The 24,178-nt window shown below is 48.5% G+C and carries 20 protein-coding genes; 13 read left to right on the forward strand and 7 right to left on the reverse strand.

The window, feature by feature from the left end; all coding sequences use genetic code 11:
- Positions 1–156 precede the first annotated feature (156 nt).
- From pnp to JQX58_RS10300, 4 genes are all read left to right on the forward strand, one after another.
- Positions 157–2,265: a polyribonucleotide nucleotidyltransferase gene (gene pnp, locus JQX58_RS10285; RefSeq protein WP_204146775.1), complete on the forward strand. Its 2,109-nt coding sequence runs from the start codon at positions 157–159 to the stop codon at positions 2,263–2,265.
- Between the two features lie 325 nt (positions 2,266–2,590).
- Positions 2,591–3,949 carry a Fic family protein gene (locus tag JQX58_RS10290; protein WP_204146776.1) on the forward strand — a complete coding sequence of 453 codons (1,359 nt, stop codon included), beginning with the start codon at positions 2,591–2,593 and terminating at the stop codon, positions 3,947–3,949.
- Positions 3,950–4,152: 203 nt separating this feature from the next.
- Positions 4,153–4,371 carry a VF530 family protein gene (locus JQX58_RS10295; RefSeq protein ID WP_204146777.1) on the forward strand — a complete coding sequence of 73 codons (219 nt, stop codon included), beginning with the start codon at positions 4,153–4,155 and terminating at the stop codon, positions 4,369–4,371.
- 30 nt (positions 4,372–4,401) lie between these two features.
- On the forward strand, positions 4,402–5,655 hold the full coding sequence (locus JQX58_RS10300) for an AGE family epimerase/isomerase (protein WP_204146778.1): 1,254 nt from the start codon (positions 4,402–4,404) through the stop codon (positions 5,653–5,655).
- 51 nt (positions 5,656–5,706) lie between these two features.
- Here the strand turns inward: JQX58_RS10300 and JQX58_RS10305 are convergent, their stop codons facing one another.
- Complete coding sequence (locus tag JQX58_RS10305) at positions 5,707–6,474, reverse strand: glucose 1-dehydrogenase (protein WP_204146779.1); 768 nt, start codon at positions 6,472–6,474, stop codon at positions 5,707–5,709.
- 111 nt (positions 6,475–6,585) lie between these two features.
- On the opposite strand from JQX58_RS10305, the gene JQX58_RS10310 reads away from it, so the two are divergent.
- Both JQX58_RS10310 and mqo read left to right on the forward strand, forming a co-directional pair.
- Positions 6,586–7,476 carry a LysR family transcriptional regulator gene (locus JQX58_RS10310; RefSeq protein WP_204146780.1) on the forward strand — a complete coding sequence of 297 codons (891 nt, stop codon included), beginning with the start codon at positions 6,586–6,588 and terminating at the stop codon, positions 7,474–7,476.
- 225 nt (positions 7,477–7,701) lie between these two features.
- Positions 7,702–9,339, forward strand: coding sequence for a malate dehydrogenase (quinone) (mqo, locus tag JQX58_RS10315; protein ID WP_204146781.1), 1,638 nt, complete (start codon positions 7,702–7,704; stop codon positions 9,337–9,339).
- A 56-nt stretch (positions 9,340–9,395) separates the two neighbouring features.
- Here mqo and JQX58_RS10320 read toward each other — a convergent pair whose 3' ends face one another.
- Positions 9,396–9,710 (reverse strand): DUF1840 domain-containing protein, encoded by a 315-nt coding sequence (locus JQX58_RS10320; protein WP_204146782.1) that lies wholly within the window; start codon positions 9,708–9,710, stop codon positions 9,396–9,398.
- A gap of 259 nt (positions 9,711–9,969) precedes the next feature.
- Here JQX58_RS10320 and JQX58_RS10325 point away from each other — a divergent pair, with 259 nt between their 5' ends.
- The gene (locus tag JQX58_RS10325) at positions 9,970–11,130 is read left to right on the forward strand and encodes an OprD family outer membrane porin (protein WP_204146783.1); all 1,161 of its coding nucleotides are present in this window, start codon (positions 9,970–9,972) and stop codon (positions 11,128–11,130) included.
- A gap of 74 nt (positions 11,131–11,204) precedes the next feature.
- Here JQX58_RS10325 and JQX58_RS10330 read toward each other — a convergent pair whose 3' ends face one another.
- Positions 11,205–12,422, reverse strand: coding sequence for a ribose-phosphate diphosphokinase (locus tag JQX58_RS10330; RefSeq protein WP_204146784.1), 1,218 nt, complete (start codon positions 12,420–12,422; stop codon positions 11,205–11,207).
- 280 nt (positions 12,423–12,702) lie between these two features.
- On the opposite strand from JQX58_RS10330, the gene JQX58_RS10335 reads away from it, so the two are divergent.
- The 3 genes from JQX58_RS10335 (at position 12,703) to JQX58_RS10345 (ending at position 16,208) form a co-directional block, all read left to right on the forward strand.
- Entirely contained in the window at positions 12,703–14,712 is a 2,010-nt protein-coding gene (locus JQX58_RS10335; RefSeq protein WP_204146785.1) for a PAS domain-containing protein, read from the forward strand.
- A 105-nt stretch (positions 14,713–14,817) separates the two neighbouring features.
- Positions 14,818–15,486, forward strand: a complete 669-nt coding sequence (locus JQX58_RS10340) for an SDR family oxidoreductase (RefSeq protein ID WP_204146786.1) — start codon at positions 14,818–14,820, stop codon at positions 15,484–15,486.
- A gap of 26 nt (positions 15,487–15,512) precedes the next feature.
- Complete coding sequence (locus JQX58_RS10345; RefSeq protein ID WP_204146787.1) at positions 15,513–16,208, forward strand: phosphoglycolate phosphatase; 696 nt, start codon at positions 15,513–15,515, stop codon at positions 16,206–16,208.
- 55 nt (positions 16,209–16,263) lie between these two features.
- On the opposite strand, the gene JQX58_RS10350 is transcribed toward JQX58_RS10345, so the two are convergent.
- Positions 16,264–17,757, reverse strand: coding sequence for an FAD-dependent oxidoreductase (locus JQX58_RS10350; RefSeq protein ID WP_204146788.1), 1,494 nt, complete (start codon positions 17,755–17,757; stop codon positions 16,264–16,266).
- Positions 17,758–17,926: 169 nt separating this feature from the next.
- Positions 17,927–19,393: a DASS family sodium-coupled anion symporter gene (locus tag JQX58_RS10355; RefSeq protein WP_204146789.1), complete on the reverse strand. Its 1,467-nt coding sequence runs from the start codon at positions 19,391–19,393 to the stop codon at positions 17,927–17,929.
- Between the two features lie 335 nt (positions 19,394–19,728).
- On the opposite strand from JQX58_RS10355, the gene JQX58_RS10360 reads away from it, so the two are divergent.
- Together JQX58_RS10360 and JQX58_RS10365 are read left to right on the forward strand one after the other, a co-directional pair.
- The gene (locus JQX58_RS10360; RefSeq protein WP_204146790.1) at positions 19,729–20,778 is read left to right on the forward strand and encodes an MBL fold metallo-hydrolase; all 1,050 of its coding nucleotides are present in this window, start codon (positions 19,729–19,731) and stop codon (positions 20,776–20,778) included.
- 194 nt (positions 20,779–20,972) lie between these two features.
- A complete protein-coding gene (locus tag JQX58_RS10365; RefSeq protein WP_239090295.1) occupies positions 20,973–22,406 on the forward strand; it encodes an FAD-dependent oxidoreductase in 1,434 nt (477 codons plus the stop codon).
- Positions 22,407–22,415: 9 nt separating this feature from the next.
- Here the strand turns inward: JQX58_RS10365 and JQX58_RS10370 are convergent, their stop codons facing one another.
- A complete protein-coding gene (locus JQX58_RS10370; protein ID WP_239090296.1) occupies positions 22,416–22,823 on the reverse strand; it encodes an acyl-CoA thioesterase in 408 nt (135 codons plus the stop codon).
- On the opposite strand from JQX58_RS10370, the gene JQX58_RS10375 reads away from it, so the two are divergent.
- Complete coding sequence (locus JQX58_RS10375) at positions 22,822–23,850, forward strand: DUF3080 family protein (protein WP_204146791.1); 1,029 nt, start codon at positions 22,822–22,824, stop codon at positions 23,848–23,850. The genes JQX58_RS10370 and JQX58_RS10375 overlap by 2 nt on opposite strands.
- Here JQX58_RS10375 and JQX58_RS10380 read toward each other — a convergent pair.
- Entirely contained in the window at positions 23,847–24,170 is a 324-nt protein-coding gene (locus JQX58_RS10380; RefSeq protein ID WP_204146792.1) for a hypothetical protein, read from the reverse strand. The genes JQX58_RS10375 and JQX58_RS10380 overlap by 4 nt on opposite strands.
- Positions 24,171–24,178 lie beyond the last annotated feature (8 nt).

The raw sequence follows: 24,178 nt of genomic DNA on the forward strand, positions 1-24,178 counted from the left end.
GGGCCATAGATTACTATGGCCCTTTTTTCTTATAGGCCTCCCAAGGGACAGCCTGTACTTCAAATATGCTTTAAACGGCCCTAGAGTGTATTTGAGTACTGGCTACTAAAGATTGTCTTTGGGAGAAAGTTACAAAAAACAAGGTAAGGAATACGAGTGAGTATTACGACTAAAACTTTCCAATACGGAAGTCATGAAGTTACCCTAGAAACAGGCCGTATCGCACGTCAAGCGACGGGTGCTGTTCTATGTACAATGGGCGATGCACAAGTTCTAGCAACAGTGGTTGGCGCCAAAAGCGCAAACGCTGGCCAAGACTTCTTCCCTCTATCTGTACACTACCAAGAGCGTACTTACGCAGTTGGTAAAATCCCAGGTGGTTTTCTAAAACGTGAAGGCCGTCCTTCAGAAAAAGAAACCCTAACGTCTCGTCTAATCGACCGTCCGATTCGTCCACTGTTCCCGAAAGGTTTCATGAACGAAGTACAAGTTGTTTGTACAGTAATGTCGACTAACACAGACCTAGACGCTGATATCCCAGCAATGCTGGCGACGTCTGCAGCGCTAGCGATCTCTGGTATCCCATTCAACGGCCCAATCGGTGCTGCGCGCGTTGGTTTCAACGACGAAACAGGTTACCAAATCAACCCATCAAACTCTGAGCTAACTGAATCACTACTAGACATGGTGGTTGCAGGTACTAAAGATGCCGTATTGATGGTTGAGTCTGAAGCACAAGAGCTGACTGAAGACGAAATGCTAGGTGCGGTTCTATTCGCACACAAAGAAATGCAAAACGCGATCGACGCAATCAACGAATTCACAGCAGAAGCTGGTAAGCCTCGTTGGGAATGGTCTGCAGAACAAGCCAACGCTGACCTAGTAGAAGCGGTTAAATCTGGCTACGCAGCACAGATCGAAGAAGCGTACACTATCTCTGAAAAGATGGACCGTTACGCGAAACTTGGCGAAGTTCGTCAATCAGCGATCGAAGCTCTTGTGACTGAAGAAGGCCCATACTCTGAGTCTGACGTATCAGGCGTATTCGGTAAGCTTGAGAAAAACATCGTACGTCGTCGCGTTATCGACGGCAAACCACGTATCGACGGCCGTGACAACAAAACAGTTCGTGGCATCAACGTTGAAGTGGGCATGCTGAAGAAAACTCACGGTTCTGCGTTGTTCACTCGCGGTGAAACACAAGCAATCGCTACTTGTACACTAGGTACAAGCCGTGACGCACAGATCGCTGACGGTCTAGCGGGTGAGTCTAAAGACAGCTTCATGCTGCACTACAACTTCCCTCCTTACTCTGTAGGTGAGTGTGGTCGTATGGGCGGTGTAGGTCGTCGTGAAATCGGTCACGGTCGTCTAGCACGTCGTGGTGTTCAAGCGGTTCTGCCTTCTGAAGACGAATTCCCATACACAATCCGCGTCGTATCTGAGATCACTGAATCGAACGGTTCAAGCTCAATGGCGTCTGTATGTGGTGCGTCTCTGTCTATGATGGACGCTGGTGTTCCTCTTAAAGCACCAGTTGCGGGTATCGCAATGGGTCTTGTTAAAGAAGACGACGGCTTCGCAGTCCTAACTGACATCCTAGGTGACGAAGACCACCTTGGCGACATGGACTTTAAAGTAGCGGGTACTGAAGAAGGTATCACAGCGCTACAAATGGACATCAAGATCGAAGGCATCAACGAAGAGATCATGGACATCGCACTTTCTCAAGCGATGGAAGCACGTAAGCACATCCTACGTGAAATGGCTCAAGTAATTGGCTACGCTCGTCCAGAAGTATCGCCAAACGCGCCGTCTATGGCGACGATCAAGATCGATCCTGAGAAGATCCGTGACGTTATCGGTAAAGGCGGCGCTACTATCCGTTCTATCACCGAAGAAACAGGCGCTTCTATCGACCTAGACGACGACGGTACTGTACGTATCTACGCACCAGATAAGACAGCTTCTGATGCTGCGCTACTACGCATCCATGAAATCACTGCTGAAGCAGAGATCGACAAACTTTACCAAGGTAAAGTGGTTCGTCTTGCTGAATTCGGTGCTTTCGTTAACATCCTGCCAGGCAAAGATGGCCTAGTACACATCTCACAGATCGCTGAAGAGCGTATCCGTGCGGTAACTGACGTACTAGAAGAAGGCCAAGACGTAATCGTTAAGGTTCTTGATGTAGACGCTCGTGGTCGTATCAAATTATCTATGAAAGAAGTGACTGAAGAAGAGAAAGCGTCATTCGCTGGCTAATCTTCTAACACTTGTTAGATCCTAAAAAGGAGCACCTCGGTGCTCCTTTTTTATTGTCGATCGAAAAGGGGTCAGACATCTTAAGTGAAGATCCTTGTACGAGGCGATTGTATCGGCGACCCGACTCGCAACCCCAAGCCAGATCGCGAGGGCAATATTTCTCTAGCTCCGGCTTAAAGTGCCTTGGACTTTGAATGGTGAAATGTGATCAGTGGAATATTGATTCATAGTGGTAAGTTTTGTCTCATTTTTTTAGAAAATTGAGACAAACAAAAAGGTATATGCTAACTTTATCTCAATTATTATGACTTTTGAGATATAAAATATGAGTATCAAGTCCCCACCAGAAGTAATTGGCAATGTGTTTTCTATGATTGCTAATGAGGCTCCTCATGAAATGGATGCGTATTTGGACTACTTTAGTCCTACAGATAAGAAAGGTAGGTATCTCCCATACGATGAGCTACGCCATCGGATTGATGATGGTTTAAATCATAGTTACGTGTGGTCTTTGACAAAACTTGCAAGAAAAAGGCAAACGTGTAAATTGCTCACGCTTGGAGAACCTGCCAACAAATGTAGTTTTGTTCTTACACCTTTAATCCAAAAAGCAATATCTGAGGTCGATAGAAATACAACAAGTGCATCTCTTGAGTGGATAAGTAGCCAGATAGGTGAAAAATCACAAATGACGTATTTGCTAAATGATTTAATAGAAGACGAGTCAATTAGTAGTAGTCAACTCGAGGGAGCTGCAACTACTACTCAAGTCGCAAAAGATATGCTTAAGAAAGGGCGTAAACCTAGATCTGAAGATGAAAAAATGATTTTAGGTAATTATAAACTTATGCTTTATGCATGGGAAAATAGAAATAAGCCTTTGTCACTTGATTTAATTAGTAATATGCATCAGATAGGAGTTGAAGGGATTGATGATGAAAATTATAAGCCAGGTGTTTTTAGAAAAAGTGATGATGTGCATGTAGTTGATGGAGATGGAGTGATAGTTCATACACCTCCTCCAGCAAAAAACTTAAAATCTAGATTTAAAAAAATTATAGATTGGTTTAATAAAAATCAAGAAGAAAATGAGGATGCAACATATTTACATCCTTTGATTAAAGCTATTAGTCTCCATTTTGTTATGGGGTACGAGCATCCTTTTAGAGATGGGAATGGAAGGGTCGCAAGAGCGTTATTCTATTGGTACATGTTCAAAAGAGATTTCTCAGCATTTAGATATATTGCAATAAGTGTTTTATTAAAAAAAGCGCCTGTAAAATATGGTAAAAGTTATTTATACACCGAAACAGATGATATGGATTTTACATATTTTATTGAGTATCAATGTAACACAATTATCCGAGCAATAAATAAATTTAAGGAAGCATATAAGACTACAGCAGTTGAAATTGAAAAATTTAATCAGTGGTTATGGGAGTCTGGCTTGTATAAAAAATTATCTGACAAACAAAGAACTGTTTTTCAAGTTGCAAAGAGCGGAGTTGCAGAAGGCTTTACGATAAGAAGTGTTGAGAGTAATATAGCTTGCTCATATAATACGGCAGCAGCTGTTTTAAATGGATTGGTCGATCTGAAGCTATTTAGAAAAGTCAAAAATGGAAGAGAGTGGTTATATTTTATGGACTCTAAAGAATCAATAATGAAGAATTGGGACCAATAACTCTTGAAGCACTTCAGAATAAAGTTACTATTTAGTAATAGTCATTACTCTGTCAGTTCTCTCCATGTCACAAAAAAGCCAGCGAATGCTGGCTTTTTTACGCCGCTAACAAACCTTTAGTTGGTGCTAGGCGCCTCTCGCTCCTAAAGATCCACTCCCGAAAACCTGCTACACTGCTTGCTCACTTAAAGCAGGATTTCCCCATGAGCCAACCTAACAATCCCTTACACGGTTTATCTTTAGAAAAGGTGCTGACTCGTTTAGTCGAGCATTACGGCTGGCAGGGGTTATACGATCGTGTGCGTGTAAACTGCTTTGCCAAGGATCCTTTGATCAAGTCGTCGCTTAAGTTTTTGCGTAAAACTCAGTGGGCGCGCGATAAGGTAGAAGCCTTATACATCCAGACCTTTACTTCTATGTAAGACGTTGTGTGAAAAGGAGTTTCTCTTTCTATGAATAGGCCAAACACCAAGACTTCTACTAACGGACAAACAATGACTTCGGCGCATCACGACAGCTGGTTGTTGTGTCAGGGGCGGCGCTTGCTGGCCCATTATCAAGCGGCGCAGGTTGCCTCGGGTTTTGGGGCGCTGGATGATGCTGGGCAATTAACCTCGACGACGGCGGTAACACTGGTGACGGCGCGCATGGTGCACAGTTATAGCTTGGCAGCATTGATGGGCGTCGAGGGTGCGGCAGAGCTTGTCGATCATGGTTTAAAGGCTTTATTAGAGGGCCCCTTGCGCGATCATAAACATGGGGGCTGGTTTGAAGATGAAAGTCAGCAGGGCCGTAAAGAAGCGTATGTTCATGCTTTTGTGGCACTAGCGGCGGCGAGTGCCAGCATGGCCCAGCGTCCTCGCGCCTCGGAGTTGCTTAAGGCCAGTACCGAGATCATTGATCAGCGGTTTTGGCTGGAAGATGAGGCAGTCATGGCGCCGAGCTTTGCTGCGGACTGGAGTGATTGTGAAGACTACCGGGGCGCCAATGCCAACATGCATGCGACCGAGGCATTTCTGGCGCTATGGGATGCCACCGGTGAGATGAAGTGGTTGGATCGCTCGCTAGCGTTAGTGAAGCGCTTTGGTCATGATATTGCCAGGGTGTATGACTATCGTTTACCCGAGCACTTCGATCGCCACTGGCAGATGTTGCCTGACTTCAATGTTGATAAACCAAAAGATGATTTTCGCCCATGGGGAATGACGCCGGGGCACTTTTCTGAGTGGGCTGGGCTGATGCTAAAAGTCGAAGCGGCATTGATGGCTCATAAGCAGGCAGCGCCGGATTGGTTGCTGCCCGATGCCATGGGTTTACTCGACAGTGCTGTAGCGCTTGGTTGGGGAGCCGATGGCAAGCCAGGCATGGTGTACACCATTGGCTGGAATGATGAGGTCAGCGTCGCCAATAGGCCTTGGTGGGTGCAAGCCGAGACGGCCAATGCGGCGTATCTGTTTATGCTACGCACCGGCGAGCGACGCTTTGAGGTGATGCATCGTATGGCGTGGGGCTATATTGCTGATAGCCTGATTGATGCGAAATACGGCGGTTGGTTACCAGAAGTGGATCAAGCAGGGCAGCGTACGTTTGCGGTCTACCCCTTACGAGATGATTTGTATCATGCTCTGCAGGCGACGTTAACGCCATTGCTGCCGCTTACCGCTTCTCTGGCCGCGGGCGTTAGACAAGTCTTCACGGGCAAATAAACACAAAAAAAGCCAGCATTAAGCTGGCTTTTTAACGTCTTCAGGTAATGATTAGTTCGCGGTAAATGCGCCGTCGACCGCCAATGAAGCACCGACTACGAAGCTTGCGCCTTCGCTTGATAGCCACATCACTGCTTGAGCGATTTCATCGGCTGTACCCAAGCGGCCGATCGCTTGTAGCTTCATAAATTCATCCATGGCTTCTTTTTGCTCTTCTAGCATTTTCGCTACCATGGGTGTGTTGATGGTGCCAGGGCACACAGCGTTAACACGGATACCTTGTGCAGCGTAGTCCATGGCGGCACTTTTGGTTAAGCCCAGTACGCCGTGTTTAGAGCCGTAGTAGATGCCCAATGCTTTGCCGCCGACTAAGGCGCCGACTGACGCACAGTTCACAATAGAGCCGCTACCTTGCTTACGCATTTGTGCCAGCTCATGGCGCATGCATGACCAGACGCCATCTAAGTTAACGCCCATCACGCGGCGGTAATCTTCTGGCTGTTGATCTGCCATTTCGGCTGGTGGTGGCTGGATGCCAGCATTGTTGTAAGCCATGTCTAGTTGGCCGTATTTGGCGACCGTCGCTTCGACCATAGCCGCTACTTGAGCGTCGTCTGCTACATCGCATACTACCGGGTAGGCTTCGTAGCCCGCGGCTTTGATGTCTTCCGCCAGTTTGTACAGGGCGGTTTCGTTGATATCTGACACCACGACTGAAGCACCGGCTTTGGCGTAAGACCAGGCTGAGGCTTCGCCCATGCCAGAGCTTGCGCCGGTAACTAGTGCGACCTTGCCGCTAAAATCGTAACTGACGTTCATGGATGCTCTCCTCATATATTTAAGACGATGGATTGATGACAGCATTGTAGCCACAGCAAATTGTTTAATGTAGTTTCATAAACTGCATTCAGTATTTCGATTTGGATAACAATGGCTAAACATTATCTTGATGATTTGTCGGTCTTTGTCTTAGTAGGCAAGGAAGGCAACTTTACTCGTGCGGCAGCGAAGTTAGGTGTGTCGACCTCGTCAGTGAGCAATACCATCCGTGCTTTAGAAGAGCGCTTGGGCGTACGGCTACTGACTCGAACAACGCGCAGCGTCACGCGAACCGAAGCAGGGGAGCGCTTATTGCAGTCGATTGCGCCTTTGCTCGATAAGATTGATCACGAGATTTCTGTGGTCGGCGAGCTGCGTGATAAGCCTTCGGGCACAGTGCGCATCACCTCGGATGAGTTGGCGGCCAAGGAAGTGTTGTGGCCCAAGCTTTTACCTGTGCTGCAGGCGTACCCAGATATCACCCTTGAGATTGTCATTGATTATAGCTTAAAAGACATCGTGGCCGAGCGCTTTGATGCCGGAGTGCGTACTGGCGGCATTATCGATGCCGACATGATTGCCTTGCCAATCGGTCCGCCGATGCGCATGGTCACCGTCGCGACACCTGAGTTTATTGCGGCCCATGGCGCGCCGAGTCACCCTGATGAGTTAATGCAGCAGCGCTGTATTAATCTGCGCCTTGCTACCCATGGCGGGCTGTATCCGTGGGAATTTAGTGAAGCAGGGCAAGATTTTTATGTGCGCGTTAAAGGCCCGTTGATCTTTAATAGTGTTTATCAAATTTTAGACGCGGCGTTGGCCGGTGCAGGCTATGCGCAGTTGCCGGATTTTCAGGTAGAGAAGCACCTACAAAGTGGCGCGTTAGTCGAAGTATTAAGTGACTGGGCTGAGCCCTTTGAGGGCTTTCATCTGTATTATCCCAGTCGTCATCAGCCAACCGCCGCGTTTCGTAAGGTGATCGAAGCCTTGCGTTTAGAGTGAGTCAAACGACAGTGAAATAACTTACATAAGCTGTCTAAACGCTCGAAACCTTTCCTATTTACCAAAGATGTTCTGTGATCTGGCGCAATGTTAATTTAGCGCAGTTTTAGGGCGGCCAACACCAAAATGGTGCATGGTGTCGCGCTAGTCTTTTTTATCTGCCTACGCTGCAGAGTGCTTTCTTTTGTAGCGTCCTTCGCTGAAACGATCACAGAGCCAATCAATATGAAAAATATCAAACTGGCATTGCTTACCGCCTGGGTAAGTGTTGCTACGGTGCTGACACCAGCACACGCGCAAGACGAACAAGTGGACGTATTACTAATCGGTGGCGGCATCATGAGCGCTACCTTGGGTACCTACCTACAAGAGCTAGAACCAAACTGGTCGATGACTATGGTCGAGCGCCTTGACGGTGTGGCCAAAGAAAGTTCTAACGGTTGGAACAACGCTGGTACTGGTCACTCAGCATTGATGGAGTTGAACTACACGCCAGAAATGCCTGATGGCAGCATCAATATTGATAAAGCGGTTAAGGTTAACGAAGCGTTCCAAATCAGCCGTCAGTTCTGGGCACACCAGGTGAATAACGATGTGATGCACAATCCAGAGTCGTTCATCCGTACGGTCAACCACATGAGTTTTGTCTGGGGCGATAAGAACGTTAACTTCCTACGTAAACGTTACGCAGAGCTGCAGAAGAACACCTTGTTCCAAAGCATGGATTACAGCGAAGACCCTGCGCAGATCGCTGAATGGGCACCGTTGTTGATCGAAGGCCGTGATCCTGAGCAGCCTGTGGCAGCAACGCACTCGGTATTGGGTACGGATGTTAACTACGGTGAGATTACTCGCCAGTTAGTGCGCAACCTAACTACGAAAGATAACTTCGACCTACAGCTAAACAGTGAAGTGCGTGATCTTACGCAAAACGCTGACAAGAGCTGGACAGTGACCATTGCTGATCTAGCCAATGGTGAGCAAGAGCGTACTATCGATGCGAAGTTTGTCTTCATCGGTGCGGGCGGTGCAGCACTGCCATTGCTACAAGCATCTGGCATTCCAGAAGGCGAAGTCTACGGCGGTTTCCCTGTTGGCGGTCAGTTCCTAGTGACAGACAACCCAGATATAGTGAAACAGCACGTCAACAAATCTTACGGTCAAGCTGAAGTTGGTGCGCCACCGATGTCAGTACCACACTTGGATGCGCGTCGTATCGACGGCAAAGAAGTGCTGCTATTTGGTCCATTCGCTACCTTCTCAACTAAGTTCCTGAAAAACGGTTCGCTATGGGATCTATTGGGTGCGACGACGACTGACAACGCGCTGCCGATGATGGAAGTGGGTTTGGATAACTTCAACTTGGTGCAATACTTGATCGAACAAGTGATGCTGACCGACGAAGACCGTTTTGCTGAGCTACAGAAGTACTACCCAACGGCGAAGAAGGAAGACTGGAAACTGATCACGGCTGGTCAGCGTGTCCAGATCATCAAAAACGATCCTGAGAAGGGCGGTCGTCTACAATTCGGTACCGAAGTGGTGTCGTCTGCTGACTCAAGTCTAGCGGCACTTTTGGGCGCATCTCCAGGCGCGTCAACGGCAGCGCCAATCATGCTGAACGTATTAGAAGACGTGTTTGCTGACAAGGTAGCTGGTGAATGGAATGCTAAGCTTAAAGAGATCATTCCTTCTTACGGTACTAAGCTAAACGGCAACGTGGAAGCGACTCACAAAGAACTGATGTACACCAGTGAATCATTGAAACTGCATCCACCGCAAGCACCGAAAACGGTAGCGCCAGCGGGTGATGCTTCTATCACACTGCCTGAGCAAGAAGACATCGCCAACATCGAACTGTAAGCGTTGGTCTCACTGCACTGAAAAAACACAGGCCCCGCTCACCGAGCGGGGCTTTTTTATTTGCCTTCCCACATAATCGCACACTCTTCTCGGCTGGCTGCCTTAAGCATGTCGATCAATGGCAAAGCGCGATTGGCGATACTTACGGGCTGCTCTGCTGGCTCACCATCTTCGTCTTCTGGCTCTTGTTCTGGTTGAGCGTTGGCTTTTTGCTGCGCGAGAGCGGATTGTAAGCGCTGCAACACCTCTGGAATATCATCAGCCTGAATGGCTCCAGAGCGGCTATCGCCATAGCCCATCATATTGACCAGTTGCATACCAACCGAGCCAAACATGGTGATGTTGGCGTGTGCGTCAGAACGAAAAGTCATAAGCATAATTAAGCCTCACTTAGTAGGTGGCGCTTAAGCGCCTGTGATTGTCCTTGCAGTATAGCTCGCTGCTGACCGTTAGAGTATGAAATCTCTTTGCAAGACAAGCGCTTGTTTCGCAAGCAAAACGTTCTTTAAGCGACACGGATATTTTCAGCAATTTGCCATTATGATATATTTGTTATGTTATAACATAATTAAAATGGGAAATGAGCCTCAGCATTTCTACAACAATTAACTACATAGTAATGGGAAGTCGATGAAAATGTTTAAGCTTGGCTGTACGGCAGTTGCCGTGATGCCGATGGTCGCGTTCGCCGCAAATACTGAAGAAGCCACTAGCGTGGCTGATGCGTTTCAAAAAAGCCAAATCAGTGGTGCGTTTCAAGCCTACCACTTCGCTCGCGAGAGCGGCTCAGGCGCGGATAATGAGATCACCACACTAGGTTTTGATTTAAGCCTAGAAACCGCGCAATACAAGGGCTTTGGTTTTACCGGAACGTTCCAGCACACCAGCTCACCTTGGGCTGATGACGAAGCGAAACAAGCGCGTAGTAGCAATATGTATGGCAACGGCGGTCAGTTATCAGAAGCATTTTTGTCGTACGATATCGGTAATACACGCGCCCAAGTCGGTCGTATGTATTTCTGGACGCCAGTCATGGGCGGCAGCGGCTCTCGTGTAACCCGCGAAGCCTTCCAAGGTATTTCGATCGTCAACAAAGACTTGGCCAACACCACCATCACGGCGGCGTACATGGATGAATTCCAAGCGCGTACCGATCGCGAAGGCGGTATAGGTGAGTTTAGCGAAACCTTCCGTACTGCAGGCGCGCCGTGGGCATTTGAAGTCGAAGATGGTGTCTATGCCTTGTCGGTAAAAAACACGTCGATCGAAAACCTTGCACTAACAGCGGCTTATGTCGATGCCATCGATGCGTTTGATACAACCTACCTTGAGTCGGCGTTTAGCTTCGCGAATTACGGCATCGCGGCGCAATATTACAGCAGCCAAGAAGACGGTGAAGCACGTGGTCATTTGTTTGGCGTCAAAGGTACGGCAACGCTAGGTAAATGGGACTTGTTAGCGGCTTACACCACCACCGGTGATGATGCCGATGTGATTCCTGGCGTCGGTAATGGTGCTGACTTGGCTTACACTTGGTCCGATGTGTTCGCTTACCAATATCAAGCAGATCAAGACGCGTCGAAAATTTCTGCCGATTACAATCTAACTGAGCGTGCTTTTGTTGGCTCGAGTTATGTATTGGAAGATGGTCGTGACTACAAGCGTGCTTACACGGCTATCCGTGGTGGCTACGACTTCGCTAATGGTTTGAACGTGACAGCTGCTTACGAGATGGGCAGTAAAGATGCCGAAGATGATGAGTTACGCTTGCGCGCTAACTACAGCTTCTAAGCGCTATTGGTGAAGCATAAAAAAGCCGATCTGACACAATCAGATCGGCTTTTTAGTATAGGCTACAGGGGATCTTAGCCGTCTTGGTTCAAATCGTGAAGTTCTTCACTGAACCAGATTTTACGCTTAAAGCGTGGGTTTTTAGACGACATGTCGATCTTGTAAGGGTTCTGCTCTTCGCTTTGTGGCAAACCTAGGATTTTGCTCAGCTCTTGGCCTAACCATTTCTCAACTTTCAGTACCACCATCTTCTTACGTAGACGGCCTTGCTCGTCACGGTTCAGAATCGTTGGTAGCGTGTTCAGTGTTAGGATTTCGCCTAGAGCAGGGTGCGCCATACGCTCACGGCCTTCGTTGCTAGCGTAGAAGTGCGATACTGCAAAGACCATGCGCTCAGGGTTAATCTGCTTCAAGAACTGACAAGATTTGATGATCGTTGAGCCAGTACGAACCATGTCATCAAACAGTACGATGCTGGCACCGTCGAGGCCTTCAAAGGTGTGCTCGCTCTCTTTGTGTAGCGTGATCTCGACTTTACGCTCAGCGGTACGCTCTTTGTCTAGCATGATGAACTTCGCTTTGGTCAAACCAAGCGTATTGTACATTTGCTTAACAAAATCACGTGCGCCTTTATCTGGAGCACAAAGCACTAGGCCTTCACCGTCTTCACCGTAACTTAGGATGTTAGAGTTCAGTAGGTAGTGGGCGTAGATTTCGTATGGGATCAGGTTGTGGAAGTTGCCTTCGAAGACTTCTGTGAAGATCTTTTGTACTGAATCCGAGTGGTTGTGGATCGTCATCACCGTATCAACACCGGATAGCTTCAGCATTTGCGCGTATAGCTTGGCAGTGAATGGCTGACCGTCGAACTTTTTGATGTCTTTGATATCACGTTCGAAGCTGGTTTCGCCTAAGTCTTTGTGTGGACCACGGTCTTGGGCGCTGTAGAACAAGTCTGGCTCGACTAGGATAACACGCTCAGCGCCGTTTTCTTTGGCAGCGCGGGCGATAACAAAGTTGGCCATCGCCAATTCTTGGCGGCTTTGGACGTGGCTTGTTGTGCTGACAATGACCACAGATTTGCCCGTAAGCGTGCGTCCGATGTTGTCAAAATCGGCTTCATCAGAGATAAAACGCGGACAAAATTCGGAGTTCATGAAGTGCTTCATGCTGATGATATCAGCGATGTCTTCATTTTGGCCCATCGCATACGCGACATCGATGGCAAACGGGTTGTCAGAAGAGTTGCTAACAACGACGACGTTAGGTGACTGGCTGGTCGGCAAAGTCATGGACGATCCTTTACTAGGGAAGTTAGGTTTCGGCTATTTTAACACGGCCTGTGACAAAAAATCTTTAAAGCATGACGATACAAATGCACTGAGCGTCGTATTTTGACGTATTGGTTAAGTTACAGGCCGGAAACTTTTGTAACGGATGGGCTTTTAGACGTGCTAGTGGGCGTGATAGAGCTTGTTTGGCTGGATGTTTTGGGTGTCTTTGCTAACTTTAATAGCATCCTTCATGTTGTTAGAGCATGGCGATTACAGAAAATTATGTAGGCTAGGTCGTATGAAGCAGGCGTTTGTTCAGGTTGATGGTTTTGAAACGGTTTTTCGAGATTCTAAAGATGGTTTAGCAATCTTTAAAGGTGATGTGTTTGTTGATTGCAACCAATCGATGTTGGACCTAGTTGGGGCGAGCGAGCGCAGCCAGTTTGTCGGCAATACCCCTGATCAGTTCTCTCCAGAGTGGCAGCCCGATGGCCGGTCATCCTACGAGAAAAGTATCGAGATGATCGAGCAGTGCTATCGCGATGGCAGTGTGCGCTTTGAATGGGTGCACAAAAAACTCAATGGTGACGAGTTTTGGGCCGAAGTGATCCTTACCAAGATGGTGTTGGATGGCGAAGTGGTGCTGCATACTAACTGGCGTGACATTTCTCGTAAAAAAGTTCTAGAGCTTGAAACCCAAGCCCAAAAAGAAACCTTCGAAACGCTGTTTAATGAATCAGAAGATGGCTTGTGCTTGCTGACAACGGAGCATTACATAGACTGCAACAAGGCGTTTATGCATTTATTTGGCGCCCAAGACAAACAAGAGATCATCGGTATCACCCCCATTGATTTATCCCCTGAATACCAACCCGATGGTCAGCGCTCAGCAGACAAGGCCATAGACATCATCAACACGGCCTTTACTGAAGGCACCATTCATTTTGAATGGGTCCACCAAAAGTTTGATGGCACACCGTTTTGGTGTGAAATCATACTCTTTAAGATCAATGTGAATGACACCGATGTGTTGTACGCCATCACGCGCGATATCTCGGCTAAAAAAGCGCTCGAGTTGGAGCTTGCTGAGCAAAAAGAGACCTTTGAAACCTTATTTAACGAGTCGTTAGATGGTTTGTGCCTACTAAATTCTGAGTACTATTTTGACTGTAATAAGACCTTTATGCAGTTGTTTGGTGCGCATAGCAAAGAGGAAATCATTGGCATTACACCCATTGATCTGTCGCCTGAGTACCAACCTGATGGTCAGGCGTCAAAGGACAAAGCGGTGGCTATTATCGAGACGGCTTTTACTCAGGGGACGATTAATTTTGAGTGGGTGCATCGCAAGTTAGACGGTACAGAGTTTTGGTGTGAGATTATTTTGTTCAAAATCAATCTCAATGGCACGGACGTATTGTATGCCATCACTCGCGATATCTCAGAGAAAAAGGCCCTAGAGCTTGAAGTGCAAGAGCGTAATGAAGAGCTCAAAGCATCCAATGCCCACTTAGAAGAAACCATACAGCACCTAGAACAGGCCCAAGATAAATTGGTTGAGTCGGAGAAAATGGCGAGCTTGGGCTCGTTGGTGGCAGGGGTTGCCCATGAGATCAATACGCCTGTGGGGATTGGTTTAACTGGGGTGTCCCAGTTGGTCGAAGATTGCCAAGCGATCACCGAGCGCTACCAGCAAGGCTGCTTGACCGAAACGGATTTTGAAGATTTTCTAGGCAGTGTGCGCGAGATTTCGAATATCGTGCAAAAAAATCTAGAGCGTACCGCCCATCTGGTGCGCAGCTTCAAGCAGGTGGCGGTAGATCAAACCAGTGAAGAGGACCGCCAAGTGAATCTTAAACACTACATCGAAGAGGTGGTGTTTAGTTTGGCGTCGGTATTGCGTAAGACGCGCGCGACCGTCAACGTCGACTGTGCCGAGGATTATAATGTGTTGGTTAACCCAGGCTTGTTATCGCAAGTGCTCACCAACTTAATCGTGAACTCGGTCAACCATGGCTTTAGTGAATCGAGCTCAGGTCAAATCACCATCGCGCTATCGCCACTGTCTGACACCGAGTTTTTACTGCGCTATCAAGACGATGGCAAAGGCATAGAGCCGGCCAATTTGAACCGTATTTTCGACCCCTTCTTTACCACTCAGCGTGGCGCAGGCGGAACCGGCTTAGGCTTAAATATCACTTACAATATTGTCACTAACGCCCTAGGGGGCTCGATCGTTTGTCATAGTGAGCTAGGCCAAGGCGTGGAGTTTGATATTCGCTTCCAAGTCGCTAAGCGTTATCACTGAGCTGTGACACTTTGTCTCGGTGGCGAGTAAGGTGAGGGAACCCTTGATCTTGAGTCGGCTATCCCCACTAATAATAAGAACTTACATCGTCATTATGAGTCATTTATGTCTACTAAAACTGTGATCATTACCGGTGCCAGTCGTGGCATTGGTTTATCGTTTGCAAGCTTGTATTACGCGCAAGGCTATCAGGTCTTTGCTGCCTGCCGCCAAGCCAGTGCTGAGCTCAAAGCACTGGGCGTTAATGTGATCGAAAACGTTGATGTCACCCAAGCCCAGGGGATTGCCAATCTCACTGACGCGCTGGCCGGTGTCAGTATTGATTTGTTGATCAATAACGCCGGTATCTTGCGCGACGAGCAATTAGGATTGATTGATACCGACTCCATTCGTCAGCAATTTGAAACCAATGCTTTGGCGCCCTTGGTGGTGACAGACGCTCTGCGTAAGCAATTTAATCAGGGCGCTAAACTAGCCTTGATTACCAGCCGCATGGGCTCGGTGGCTGACAACACCAGCGGCGGGCGTTATGGTTACCGCATGTCTAAATCGGCGTTAAATATCGCTGGTAAATCACTGGCCCATGATCTTAAGCCACAGGGCGTGGCGGTGGCCATTTTGCATCCAGGTTTAGTCGGTACCGAAATGATTGGCGGCTACGGTGATATCACGCCTGATGAGGCAGCTGAACGTTTATCTAAGCGTATCGAGGCCTTAAATTTGGACAACACTGGCACCTTCTGGCATTCCAATGGCGATCAGTTGCCTTGGTAAACCTAGTAATCGAGAGTACCCCTATAATGAGTTTTAAAGATAAGAGCGTTTTATTATTTGATCTAGACGGCACCTTGGTCGACAGCGCCCCAGACCTTGCGGCGGCGGTGAATGCGACTTTAGTCGAGCTAGGGCGGGAGCCTTTTCCTGAGGCGACTGTTCGTAATTGGGTGGGCAACGGTGCCCAGCCACTGATTTCACGAGGCCTTAGTGGTGCAAAAGAGATTGACCCTAATTTGTCAGAGTCACTGGTAACCGAAGCGCTAGAGATCTTTTTGGCGCGCTACGAGGAGCGTGTCTGTGATCAGTCGGTTTTGTACCCTGGGGTGAAAGAGACGCTGCAAACACTCAAACAGCGTGGCTATCGTTTGGCGATCATCACCAATAAGCCAGAGAAATTTATTGCGCCTATGCTGGACGGTTTGGGGCTAAATGGCTTATTTGAGTTTGCTTTGGGTGGCGATTCTTCGCCAGAGCGTAAACCAGAGCCGCTACCACTCTATACGGCCTGTGGCATGCTCAATGCGCAGTTGTCTGACTGCGTCATGATTGGCGATTCTAAAAATGACATTTTGGCAGCGAAAGCCGCTAAGATCGCCAGCGTTGGCGTGAGTTACGGTTATAACTATGATGAAGACTTGGCTAGTTACGAGCCGGAGTTTTTATTTGATCAGTTCAGTGATTTATTAAAGGTATTTACGCCTGTGGCTGAGCCGGCCTAAGGTCTTTTCATTTATTAAAAAAGCTTGGCCACTGGCCAAGCTTTTTGGTTTGGGGCTAGCCAAAATTACGTGCCAGAGCTTCTGGATAGTGGCGCTCGCGCGCTAACTGTTCGGCGGCTTGCGTCAGATCATCTTGCTGACATTGCAAGGTCACGGGGAAGTAGTGATCATGTAAGTGCTGCTTAGCAAACTCTGAATCAATCACGCCGGTATCCAGTAGGTCTTTTAAAATCGCATCCGCAGTCGCCAATGCCGAAGAGGCTTTGACGATCTCCGCGCGGGCATAACCATGGCGATCAAACGACACATCTGCGGCGCGCAAATCGGGGTCTTCCCCAGGGATTTGCTGGGCACCAAACAAAGGTTTAGCCGCTGTCTTGGCGGAGGCAAAGGTCGGAATGTATTGCGCGACGTGCTGAATGTTGCTTTCAGTACGTTCGGTGACCGATTGCTCTGACCATTGGCCATTGATCTTTTGTAAAAAGTGCGGTGCCAGCTTTGGTTGCGCGCTTTGCTCACAGCTGGTCACTAAGCCATCTTTGAACAGGGTAATGGCTTGGGTCATACCGTGCAGCTGGAAGTAGCCATCTGGGTAAGGCGTTAATTGCGCCATGCCTTGCGGCGTACCTCGGGTGCCATGAATGATCACTTCCGGCCAAAGACCGTTGCACTCAGGCCAATGGGTGACAAAAGAGGCTTTGAATTCCACCATGCGCTGGCGCTTGGCATCGATCATATCGTCCAGCTCGCCGCTCTTAAAGCCGCAGGCATTGACCACGTAATCGTATTCGGTAGTCGTTAAATCTGCGCTATTAGAAGCACCAGACTGCGTCGGCTGAGTAACGATTTGCCAGCCTTGACCTTGAGTGCTAGGGCGAATATCTACCACACTGGTGTGGGTTTGTACGTGGCAACTGTCTAAACGCTCAATGGCGATACTGGCCGCTGCCGCCCAACGAAACGCTGATAAGCCGTATTCTTGCACGACTACCAAAGGGAATTTCAGAGTGTCTAAATTGGTTTGCTGGGCAAACGCCACCAGCCAGTCTTCGTCATCGACAATCTTGTCTGGCAATGGACGCTGACCAATGGCTTCGATGTCCGCACGCTCATAAAGACGGTAGTAGTCTTCTGGTTTACCCAACACTTGATTGCTCGGATCTTGCTCGATCAGTGTTTGGTATTGTGCCTGCAATGTTTGCAAGCGTGGTAACAACTCCAATGGTTCAGCTGGATCTGTTTTGGGCACGGCGACTACGGTAGGGCGCACATTGATGCTTTGCGGGTAGATTTTGGCGGTGTCGATCGACTGCTGCAGCAACGTCAGACATTGCTGATCAGAGATCTCGCGGTAAAGGTTGCCGCCAGCGTGCAGGTGACAAAATGGCGGACCATTTACCAGACTTGGGCCACGTTCGATTAGAGTGGTGTCGATACCCAATTCGCCCAAGCGTAGGGCAATGGTCGAACCTGCCACGCCCGCACCGATCACGGCGACTTTCTGCGTTTGTGATGCGTGAGCGTTATCACTGGTAACTGTGTGCGTCATTAACTTCGCTCATTCTGTAGAAGGTTGAAATTTGGGCGCTATTCTACGTGGCTCAATAACCGATTTGTAGCAACAAAAATGAATATCATCTGCTAAAGATAAAAGCTCACGTAGAATGGGTGGCCACAGACACCCTTATTTACGCATAGGAATGAGGCTTAGATCAGTTTTACCAAAATCCCAGTAGCTTCCACCACAAGCCGCCGACGATGCCCCACACGGATAGATTTACCAAGCTCATAACAAAGCCCATCAGCCACCAGTTTTCCATGGAGACATAGCCTGAGCCAAAGATAATTGGCGAAGTACCGGTAGCATAATGGGTCAGTGACATCATCAAAGACGATGCGCCGGCCAGCAGTAGCCCTAAGTATAAAGGCGGCGCCCCCAGTGCTAGCCCCGCGGCATAAAAGGCCGCAAACATAGCGGTAATGTGCGCGGTGGTACTGGCAAAAAAGTAGTGCGCATAGAAATAGATCGCTACCAGAATGACGACTGCTAACGGCCAATCAAAACCAAATTGGGCAATATTGTTTTCGACCACAGAGGAAAACCAGTCGACTAAGCCCAGCTTGTTTAAAAAGGTGGCCATCATCACTAGAGCAGAAAACCAAGTGATGGTATCCCAAGCGCTTTTTTCTTTAAGAACATCTTCCCAAGTTAAGACGCCAGTGACCAATAAGATAGACAAGCCTAAGAACGCGACGGCAGTGGTGTTCATGGCAAAATCAGGGCCCAACAACATCGCTGGAATGCCTGCCCAAAGTACGAGTAGCAAGGCAAATACAAACACCATGACTTTTTCGCTATAAGACATGACGCCCATGTCACGCAACTTGGCTTGGGCAAAGGTTTTAGCATCGGGTGTGTTTTTGATTTCGGGCGGATACACCAGATAGACCACCAGTGGCACCAGCGCGATACATACTAAGCCTGGTAGTAGGGCGGCCAACGCCCACATGCTCCAAGTGATGCTGATATCAGCTCCCGTTGCATCGGCGATGAATTGTACGATCAATGGATTGGGCGCGGTCGCGGTGATAAACATCGCTGAGGTGATCGGGTTGATGTGGTAATTCACCAGCGCTAGGTAATGGCCAATTTTACGCGCTGTACCATCCTCAGGTTCAGAGCCAAAGCTAGTGGCGATGGATTTCATGATCGGGTGAATGACGCCACCGCCACGGGCAGTATTGCTTGGCGTTACAGGAGCAATAATGAGTTCAGACAGAGACAAGGCGTAACCGATGCCTACGGTTTTTTTGCCAAACAGCGAGATAAAATAATACCCCACACGATTGCCAAGGCCGGTTTTGGATAAGCCGCGTGAGATAATAATGGCGATACCAATCAGCCAAATCAGCGAGTTGGAAAAGCCGCTTAAAGCATCTTTCATGGCGCCTGAAGGGGAGTCATTGGTGACCCCAGTAAGCGCCACCAGAGCAATCGCGATCATCGCAATCGCACCGATCGGCATGACCTTACCAATGATTGCTGCAATGGTGCCAACGAATAATGCCAGTAGCTGCCAGGCATTAGCGCTGACGCCCTCTGGCACCGGAATAACAAACCAAATCAATAAGGTTAAAACGACTGATACCGCGCCGGGAATCAACTTCACTCCACCCGCTTTCATGCTCACTCCTTGGCTAAGCCTTACTCTATAGACACCAAATAGCCAAGAGAATAGCGGACACTTTGAGTTTGCGAGGTGACATTTGTCATTGGCTTAGTGCACGCTCAAGTCCGAATCAATGCTGCCTGTGATTTTGACAATTCTTACGCAATTCACCAGCGCTAGGTTGATTGGCTTGTTGATGCCCATTCATTGTGTGATGAAATTAGAAATAAACTGTCATGCCATTTTTATTTCTTTATTTGCAATAGTTTCTTCTATGTAAGGCTATTTATTCATGATTTTGGGAGGGATAAAGTAGCGATATTCCAAATCATTCAAGAAGGATTTTACTTATGTCTGCCCTAACACGAATCTTTGCTCCTGCTTTGCTTTTTGCGGCTATGACGGCTGCCGTACCAGCTATGGCTGTTGAAGAAGCACCGTCTACCGTTGATGCTGTTTATAAAACACAGTCGAGCACGGTGGCGCTTCAGCCAGGTGAAAAAGTCGCTGATTTGTTCACGCTGAATATGAACACTGATTATGTTCTGCAACGCTTAACAGATAATACTTACTGGTATGAGTCTGGTTTCTACGCCACGATTTTTTACGTTGGTGATAAAGGTGTGTTGTTATTTGATCCACTTGAGATGCGTGCGCAGAAGATTCTTGACGCGATTCGCTCGGTAACGGACAAGCCAATCAATACGATTGTTTACTCACACGATCACGCAGACCATATTTCCGGTACAGCGGAATTATTGGCATTGCTAGATGCTTCGCAGAAGAAACAGCCTGAAATCATTGCTTCTAAAGCGACGGCTGAAAAAATGGAGCTATTAGGCAGTAATATTCCACGCCCTACGAAAGTATTGCAGTGGCCTGAAGATTCGTTCAAGTTTGAAAACCAAACCATCGAACTTCACGGTTTTGCCCATGCGGCTCACACTGATGATCATTCAGCTTGGCTGATGAAAGAAGAGCGTGTATTGCATGCACCAGATTTGCTGAACTCAGATCAACCACCATTCTGGAACTTTGCAGGCTCCGAGCGTTTCACTTACCTTGTGCAAAACCTAAAAACAGCAAACGCTATGGATTGGGATTACTTCAATGGCGGTCATGGTAACGTAGGTTCGCACGAAGACTTTAATTTCCATCTTCAGTTTATCGCTGACCTTGAAGCGGCTGTGGGCAAAGCAATGGGACAAGTACCGTTTGGCTTTGGTGTCGATATGGAGAAAATCAACGCACATACTGTGATGCTGCCAGCGTGGTTTGATGAAATCGCGCGCATTGCCACCGATGAACTTCGCCCAAAATACGGTGAGTACTACGGTTTTGAAACGGCGACACCGACCAATGCGCAAATGATTGCTGAGTACCTATACAGCTACCGCTAAGTGTAAGCTCATGAACATCTAAGTTTTAAAAACGGCTTATTGATTTCAATAAGCCGTTTTTTTGTTATCACTTATCACACTTTTATTGCGTATGAACGTTTAAGTGTTTTCCCCCTGTGCAACACTATCCCTAAAAATGCACAGATCCGTTATGATTTACACAACAAAATGATGTCTAAATCGAGCAATTAGAATTGAGTAACGAAGCGAAGCAAAGCAAATTCTGGGTGATGTGTGGTGATTGTCAGGGGCGTGGTAAGCGCCCAGTGAAAATCCGTAAAAAGACCCGCTTGGCGTATCAACAAGCCTTGGCGGCGTTTGAACGTGGTGAGTTAGGTATCGATGCCCCTGAGCCACCACAACCGCATTTAGAAAGTTGCCCTGTCTGTGCTGGCAGTGGCTTAGTCGAATCGTTAACGCCGATGGCGATGGACCCTGAGCGTCTGCCTCATGTGGCGATCATTGGCGCTGGCATTGGCGGTATGGCGCTGGCTGTGGCCTGCAGACATCGAGGTATTCCGTTTACGCTGTATGAACGCGATCTAAGCTTTGATGCGCGCTCGCAAGGCTATGGACTGACGCTGCAACAAGCCAGTCGAGCGATTTCGGGGATTGGCATTACCGAGCTGAAAGACGGCGTGATATCCACTCGCCACGTGGTGCACACCATCGCCGGAGAAAAGGTCGCAGAGTGGGGTATGCGCCGCTGGGTCAAAGGCGCCCCACAGGCTAATAAAAAGTCCAACATTCATATTGCCCGTCAATCGTTGCGCTACCAGATGATGGAGCAGCTAGGCGGTGCGAGTGAGGTGCAGTGGGGCCATCAACTGGTCTCTTTTGACCAAACCTCAAGCGATAAAGTGCAGTTAACATTGAGCGTCGATGGTGAGCTCAAGCATGCTCAAGCGGATCTTATTGTTGGTGCCGACGGTATCCGTAGCATGGTGCGTCAGAATATTATCGGTGAGCAGCTGACGCCGCTGCGCTCACTAAACTGTATGGTGATCTTAGGTATTTGCCCGCTGTCTTTGTTGGGAGATTTAGAGTCTGATTTACTAGATGGCGCGACAGTATTTCAAACTGCCAACGGCAATGAGCGTATTTATATGATGCCCTACAAAGCGGATTCCGTGATGTGGCAATTAAGCTTTCGTATGGACGATGCTGAAGCCAGGGCGCTGAGTGCTTTAGGCGCCCAAGCATTGAAAGACGAAGCGGTGCGCCGTTTACCTTGGCATGCACCAATACCTGAGATTTTAGCGGCGACGCCGAGCGAGCTGGTCTCAGGTTATCCGGTGTACGATCGTGAGTTACTGACGCCGGAACAATTTGCACAGAGCCCGAAAGCCACCTTGATCGGTGATGGCGCGCATCCGATGACGCCGTTTAAGGGGCAAGGGGCGAACCAAGCGATTTTGGATGCTTTATCGCTGGCGCGAGAAATTAGCCAAGGCTGTTGGTCGGCCGAAGCTTGGCAAAGTATCGGTATCCGCGCAGCGGTGTTATCTCCATACGAACAAGAAATGTTGGCGCGCAGCTCAGTGAAAGTGGAGGGGTCGGCTGCGGCGGCGGAGTTCTTGCACTCAGATGTTGTACTGGAACCCGTCGATCAGCCGCGGCGCGCCTAAGATGAGTGGTTACTCGGCTTCGTCGAAAATCGGTGTGGGCTTTTTGTTTTCATCGATAGCGACGAAGTTAAAGTGGCCGGTAATGGCTTTTTCGCGTTTGTCGCTGTAGAGCTCTTCTAAGAAGATAGTCACTTCTACTTTTAACGAAGTACGACCCACATCTACGACACGTGCCACGAGCTCAACTAAAATGCCAGAAGGGATTGGGCGTTTAAAATCCACTTGCTCGGTGGAGATCGTAACAACTTGTTTACGAGCGAAACGCGTGGCGGCAATGTAAGCGACTTCGTCCATCCATTTAAGGGCTTCACCACCAAATAAGGTGTCATAATGATTGGTGGTGCTAGGAAACACCATTTTGGCGACGCGGGTTTCAGAAATTTCTTCGCGTTTTTGAATCAATAGAGTGTTCATCATGACCGTAATATTCTCTCGCAAGTCGGTAATATGGGTGCTGGTAATGCTGTTGCTAGGGTGCGATCGCCAGTTCGCGCCCGAAGCGATGTTTGATGCCTATATCCAAGACTTAAATCGCTCAGCGCATGTGCAAATAGACGTGGCGCCCGAGATGACATTGCAGGCGTTACCGGCGCTGCGTGAGCGGCAACAAGCGCTGAGTCAATTTGATGTGGGCTTATTAGAATTTTTATCACTGCAACAGTGTGAAGTTGGCGCCCTCGCAGGGCAGCGCAATAGTATACTTGGACGCGTGATGCCCGCAAGTCAGCGCTTCGTTTACGAGTTAGACATTATTCGCGCGATTCGCCAATGTGACATTGAAGATTCAGAGCTACACAGCAAGCTGAATGACGTGGCGCGTGTTAAAGCCAGCGAGTTGCCCATCACGCTCTCCAACCTGCTTTGGGCAGGGGAAGAAACGGGTGCTTTTTTTAGTCTATCGAATGGCTATCTGCCGATGGCGCCTGAGCGCTCTCAATATCAAGCATTGATTGCGGCACTGCAGCATTTGCAGCGTCTTAACGATAATTTAGCTGATATTCCTAAGGTCAGCAGTGCAGCGATCGAGGCGGACATGCAGGCGATCTATGAGAGTGAGTATTTAGGTAAGTTGCTTTACAGTATTACCCATATCAGCGCCTATCTTGAAAGCGTGACCCAAGCGGTACAGGGGGTAAGTGAGCAAAGCGACATGTGCGGCGCGCCGTTGACCTTCCTGCGTCAGCAGTTTGAACGACACTACATCGACCTGCTGCAACCTTATATGGCACGTATTAATCGCGCCGCTTATCAAGTGTTGCCCTTGGTAAATAAGTTGGCCGACAGCAGTCCAATCCAAAGCGAGGCTTGGCGTTCGTTTATTCAGCAGTTTGATGACCAGCAGGCGAATGCGCCATGGCAGCGTTATTTACGCGCCTCACGGGAACATGGTCAAGCGTGGAGCCGTTTGTTTGCGTTGTGTGGTGAGGGCGTTGGCGCGCGTTAGGCTTGGGTTGAGAGCAAGTTATCGACGGCTTCCACCGCGTTGTAGGCCGCCATGGCGCCGCTGGCGAGCGGTTCATGACTTAATGCTTTAAGCAGGGCGATGTTGGCGCTGGGGTTACTACCGATACTGGCAGAAAACTGAATCGGGCGTGTGACTGCGTGGGGCTCATGTTGATTCAGAGTATCGACGTCATTACGCAGACTCGGGCCAGGCTGGCTAAAGAGACTCATAAACAAAGCAAAGTTGGCATTACCGGAGACTCGGTTGCCTGCTTTGACCTCATGGGTGAGTTGGGTTTCTAAAACGTCTCTTATATTCATAATCATCA

This window comes from Marinomonas ostreistagni (assembly GCF_016888445.1).
GTDB lineage: Bacteria > Pseudomonadota > Gammaproteobacteria > Pseudomonadales > Marinomonadaceae > Marinomonas > Marinomonas ostreistagni.

Coding starts and splice junctions, on each gene's coding strand:
- JQX58_RS10375 (WP_204146791.1), top strand. CDS start 22,822: ATGACCGTAATATTCTCTCGCAAGTCGGTAATATGGGTGCTGGTAATG.
- JQX58_RS10325 (WP_204146783.1), top strand. CDS start 9,970: ATGAAAATGTTTAAGCTTGGCTGTACGGCAGTTGCCGTGATGCCGATG.
- JQX58_RS10295 (WP_204146777.1), top strand. CDS start 4,153: ATGAGCCAACCTAACAATCCCTTACACGGTTTATCTTTAGAAAAGGTG.
- mqo (WP_204146781.1), top strand. CDS start 7,702: ATGAAAAATATCAAACTGGCATTGCTTACCGCCTGGGTAAGTGTTGCT.
- JQX58_RS10370 (WP_239090296.1), bottom strand. CDS start 22,823: ATGATGAACACTCTATTGATTCAAAAACGCGAAGAAATTTCTGAAACC.
- JQX58_RS10355 (WP_204146789.1), bottom strand. CDS start 19,393: ATGAAAGCGGGTGGAGTGAAGTTGATTCCCGGCGCGGTATCAGTCGTT.
- JQX58_RS10340 (WP_204146786.1), top strand. CDS start 14,818: ATGTCTACTAAAACTGTGATCATTACCGGTGCCAGTCGTGGCATTGGT.
- JQX58_RS10345 (WP_204146787.1), top strand. CDS start 15,513: ATGAGTTTTAAAGATAAGAGCGTTTTATTATTTGATCTAGACGGCACC.
- JQX58_RS10380 (WP_204146792.1), bottom strand. CDS start 24,170: ATGAATATAAGAGACGTTTTAGAAACCCAACTCACCCATGAGGTCAAA.
- JQX58_RS10350 (WP_204146788.1), bottom strand. CDS start 17,757: ATGACGCACACAGTTACCAGTGATAACGCTCACGCATCACAAACGCAG.
- JQX58_RS10310 (WP_204146780.1), top strand. CDS start 6,586: ATGGCTAAACATTATCTTGATGATTTGTCGGTCTTTGTCTTAGTAGGC.
- JQX58_RS10330 (WP_204146784.1), bottom strand. CDS start 12,422: ATGACTTTGCCGACCAGCCAGTCACCTAACGTCGTCGTTGTTAGCAAC.
- JQX58_RS10360 (WP_204146790.1), top strand. CDS start 19,729: ATGTCTGCCCTAACACGAATCTTTGCTCCTGCTTTGCTTTTTGCGGCT.
- JQX58_RS10290 (WP_204146776.1), top strand. CDS start 2,591: ATGAGTATCAAGTCCCCACCAGAAGTAATTGGCAATGTGTTTTCTATG.
- JQX58_RS10305 (WP_204146779.1), bottom strand. CDS start 6,474: ATGAACGTCAGTTACGATTTTAGCGGCAAGGTCGCACTAGTTACCGGC.
- JQX58_RS10300 (WP_204146778.1), top strand. CDS start 4,402: ATGAATAGGCCAAACACCAAGACTTCTACTAACGGACAAACAATGACT.
- JQX58_RS10335 (WP_204146785.1), top strand. CDS start 12,703: ATGAAGCAGGCGTTTGTTCAGGTTGATGGTTTTGAAACGGTTTTTCGA.
- JQX58_RS10320 (WP_204146782.1), bottom strand. CDS start 9,710: ATGACTTTTCGTTCTGACGCACACGCCAACATCACCATGTTTGGCTCG.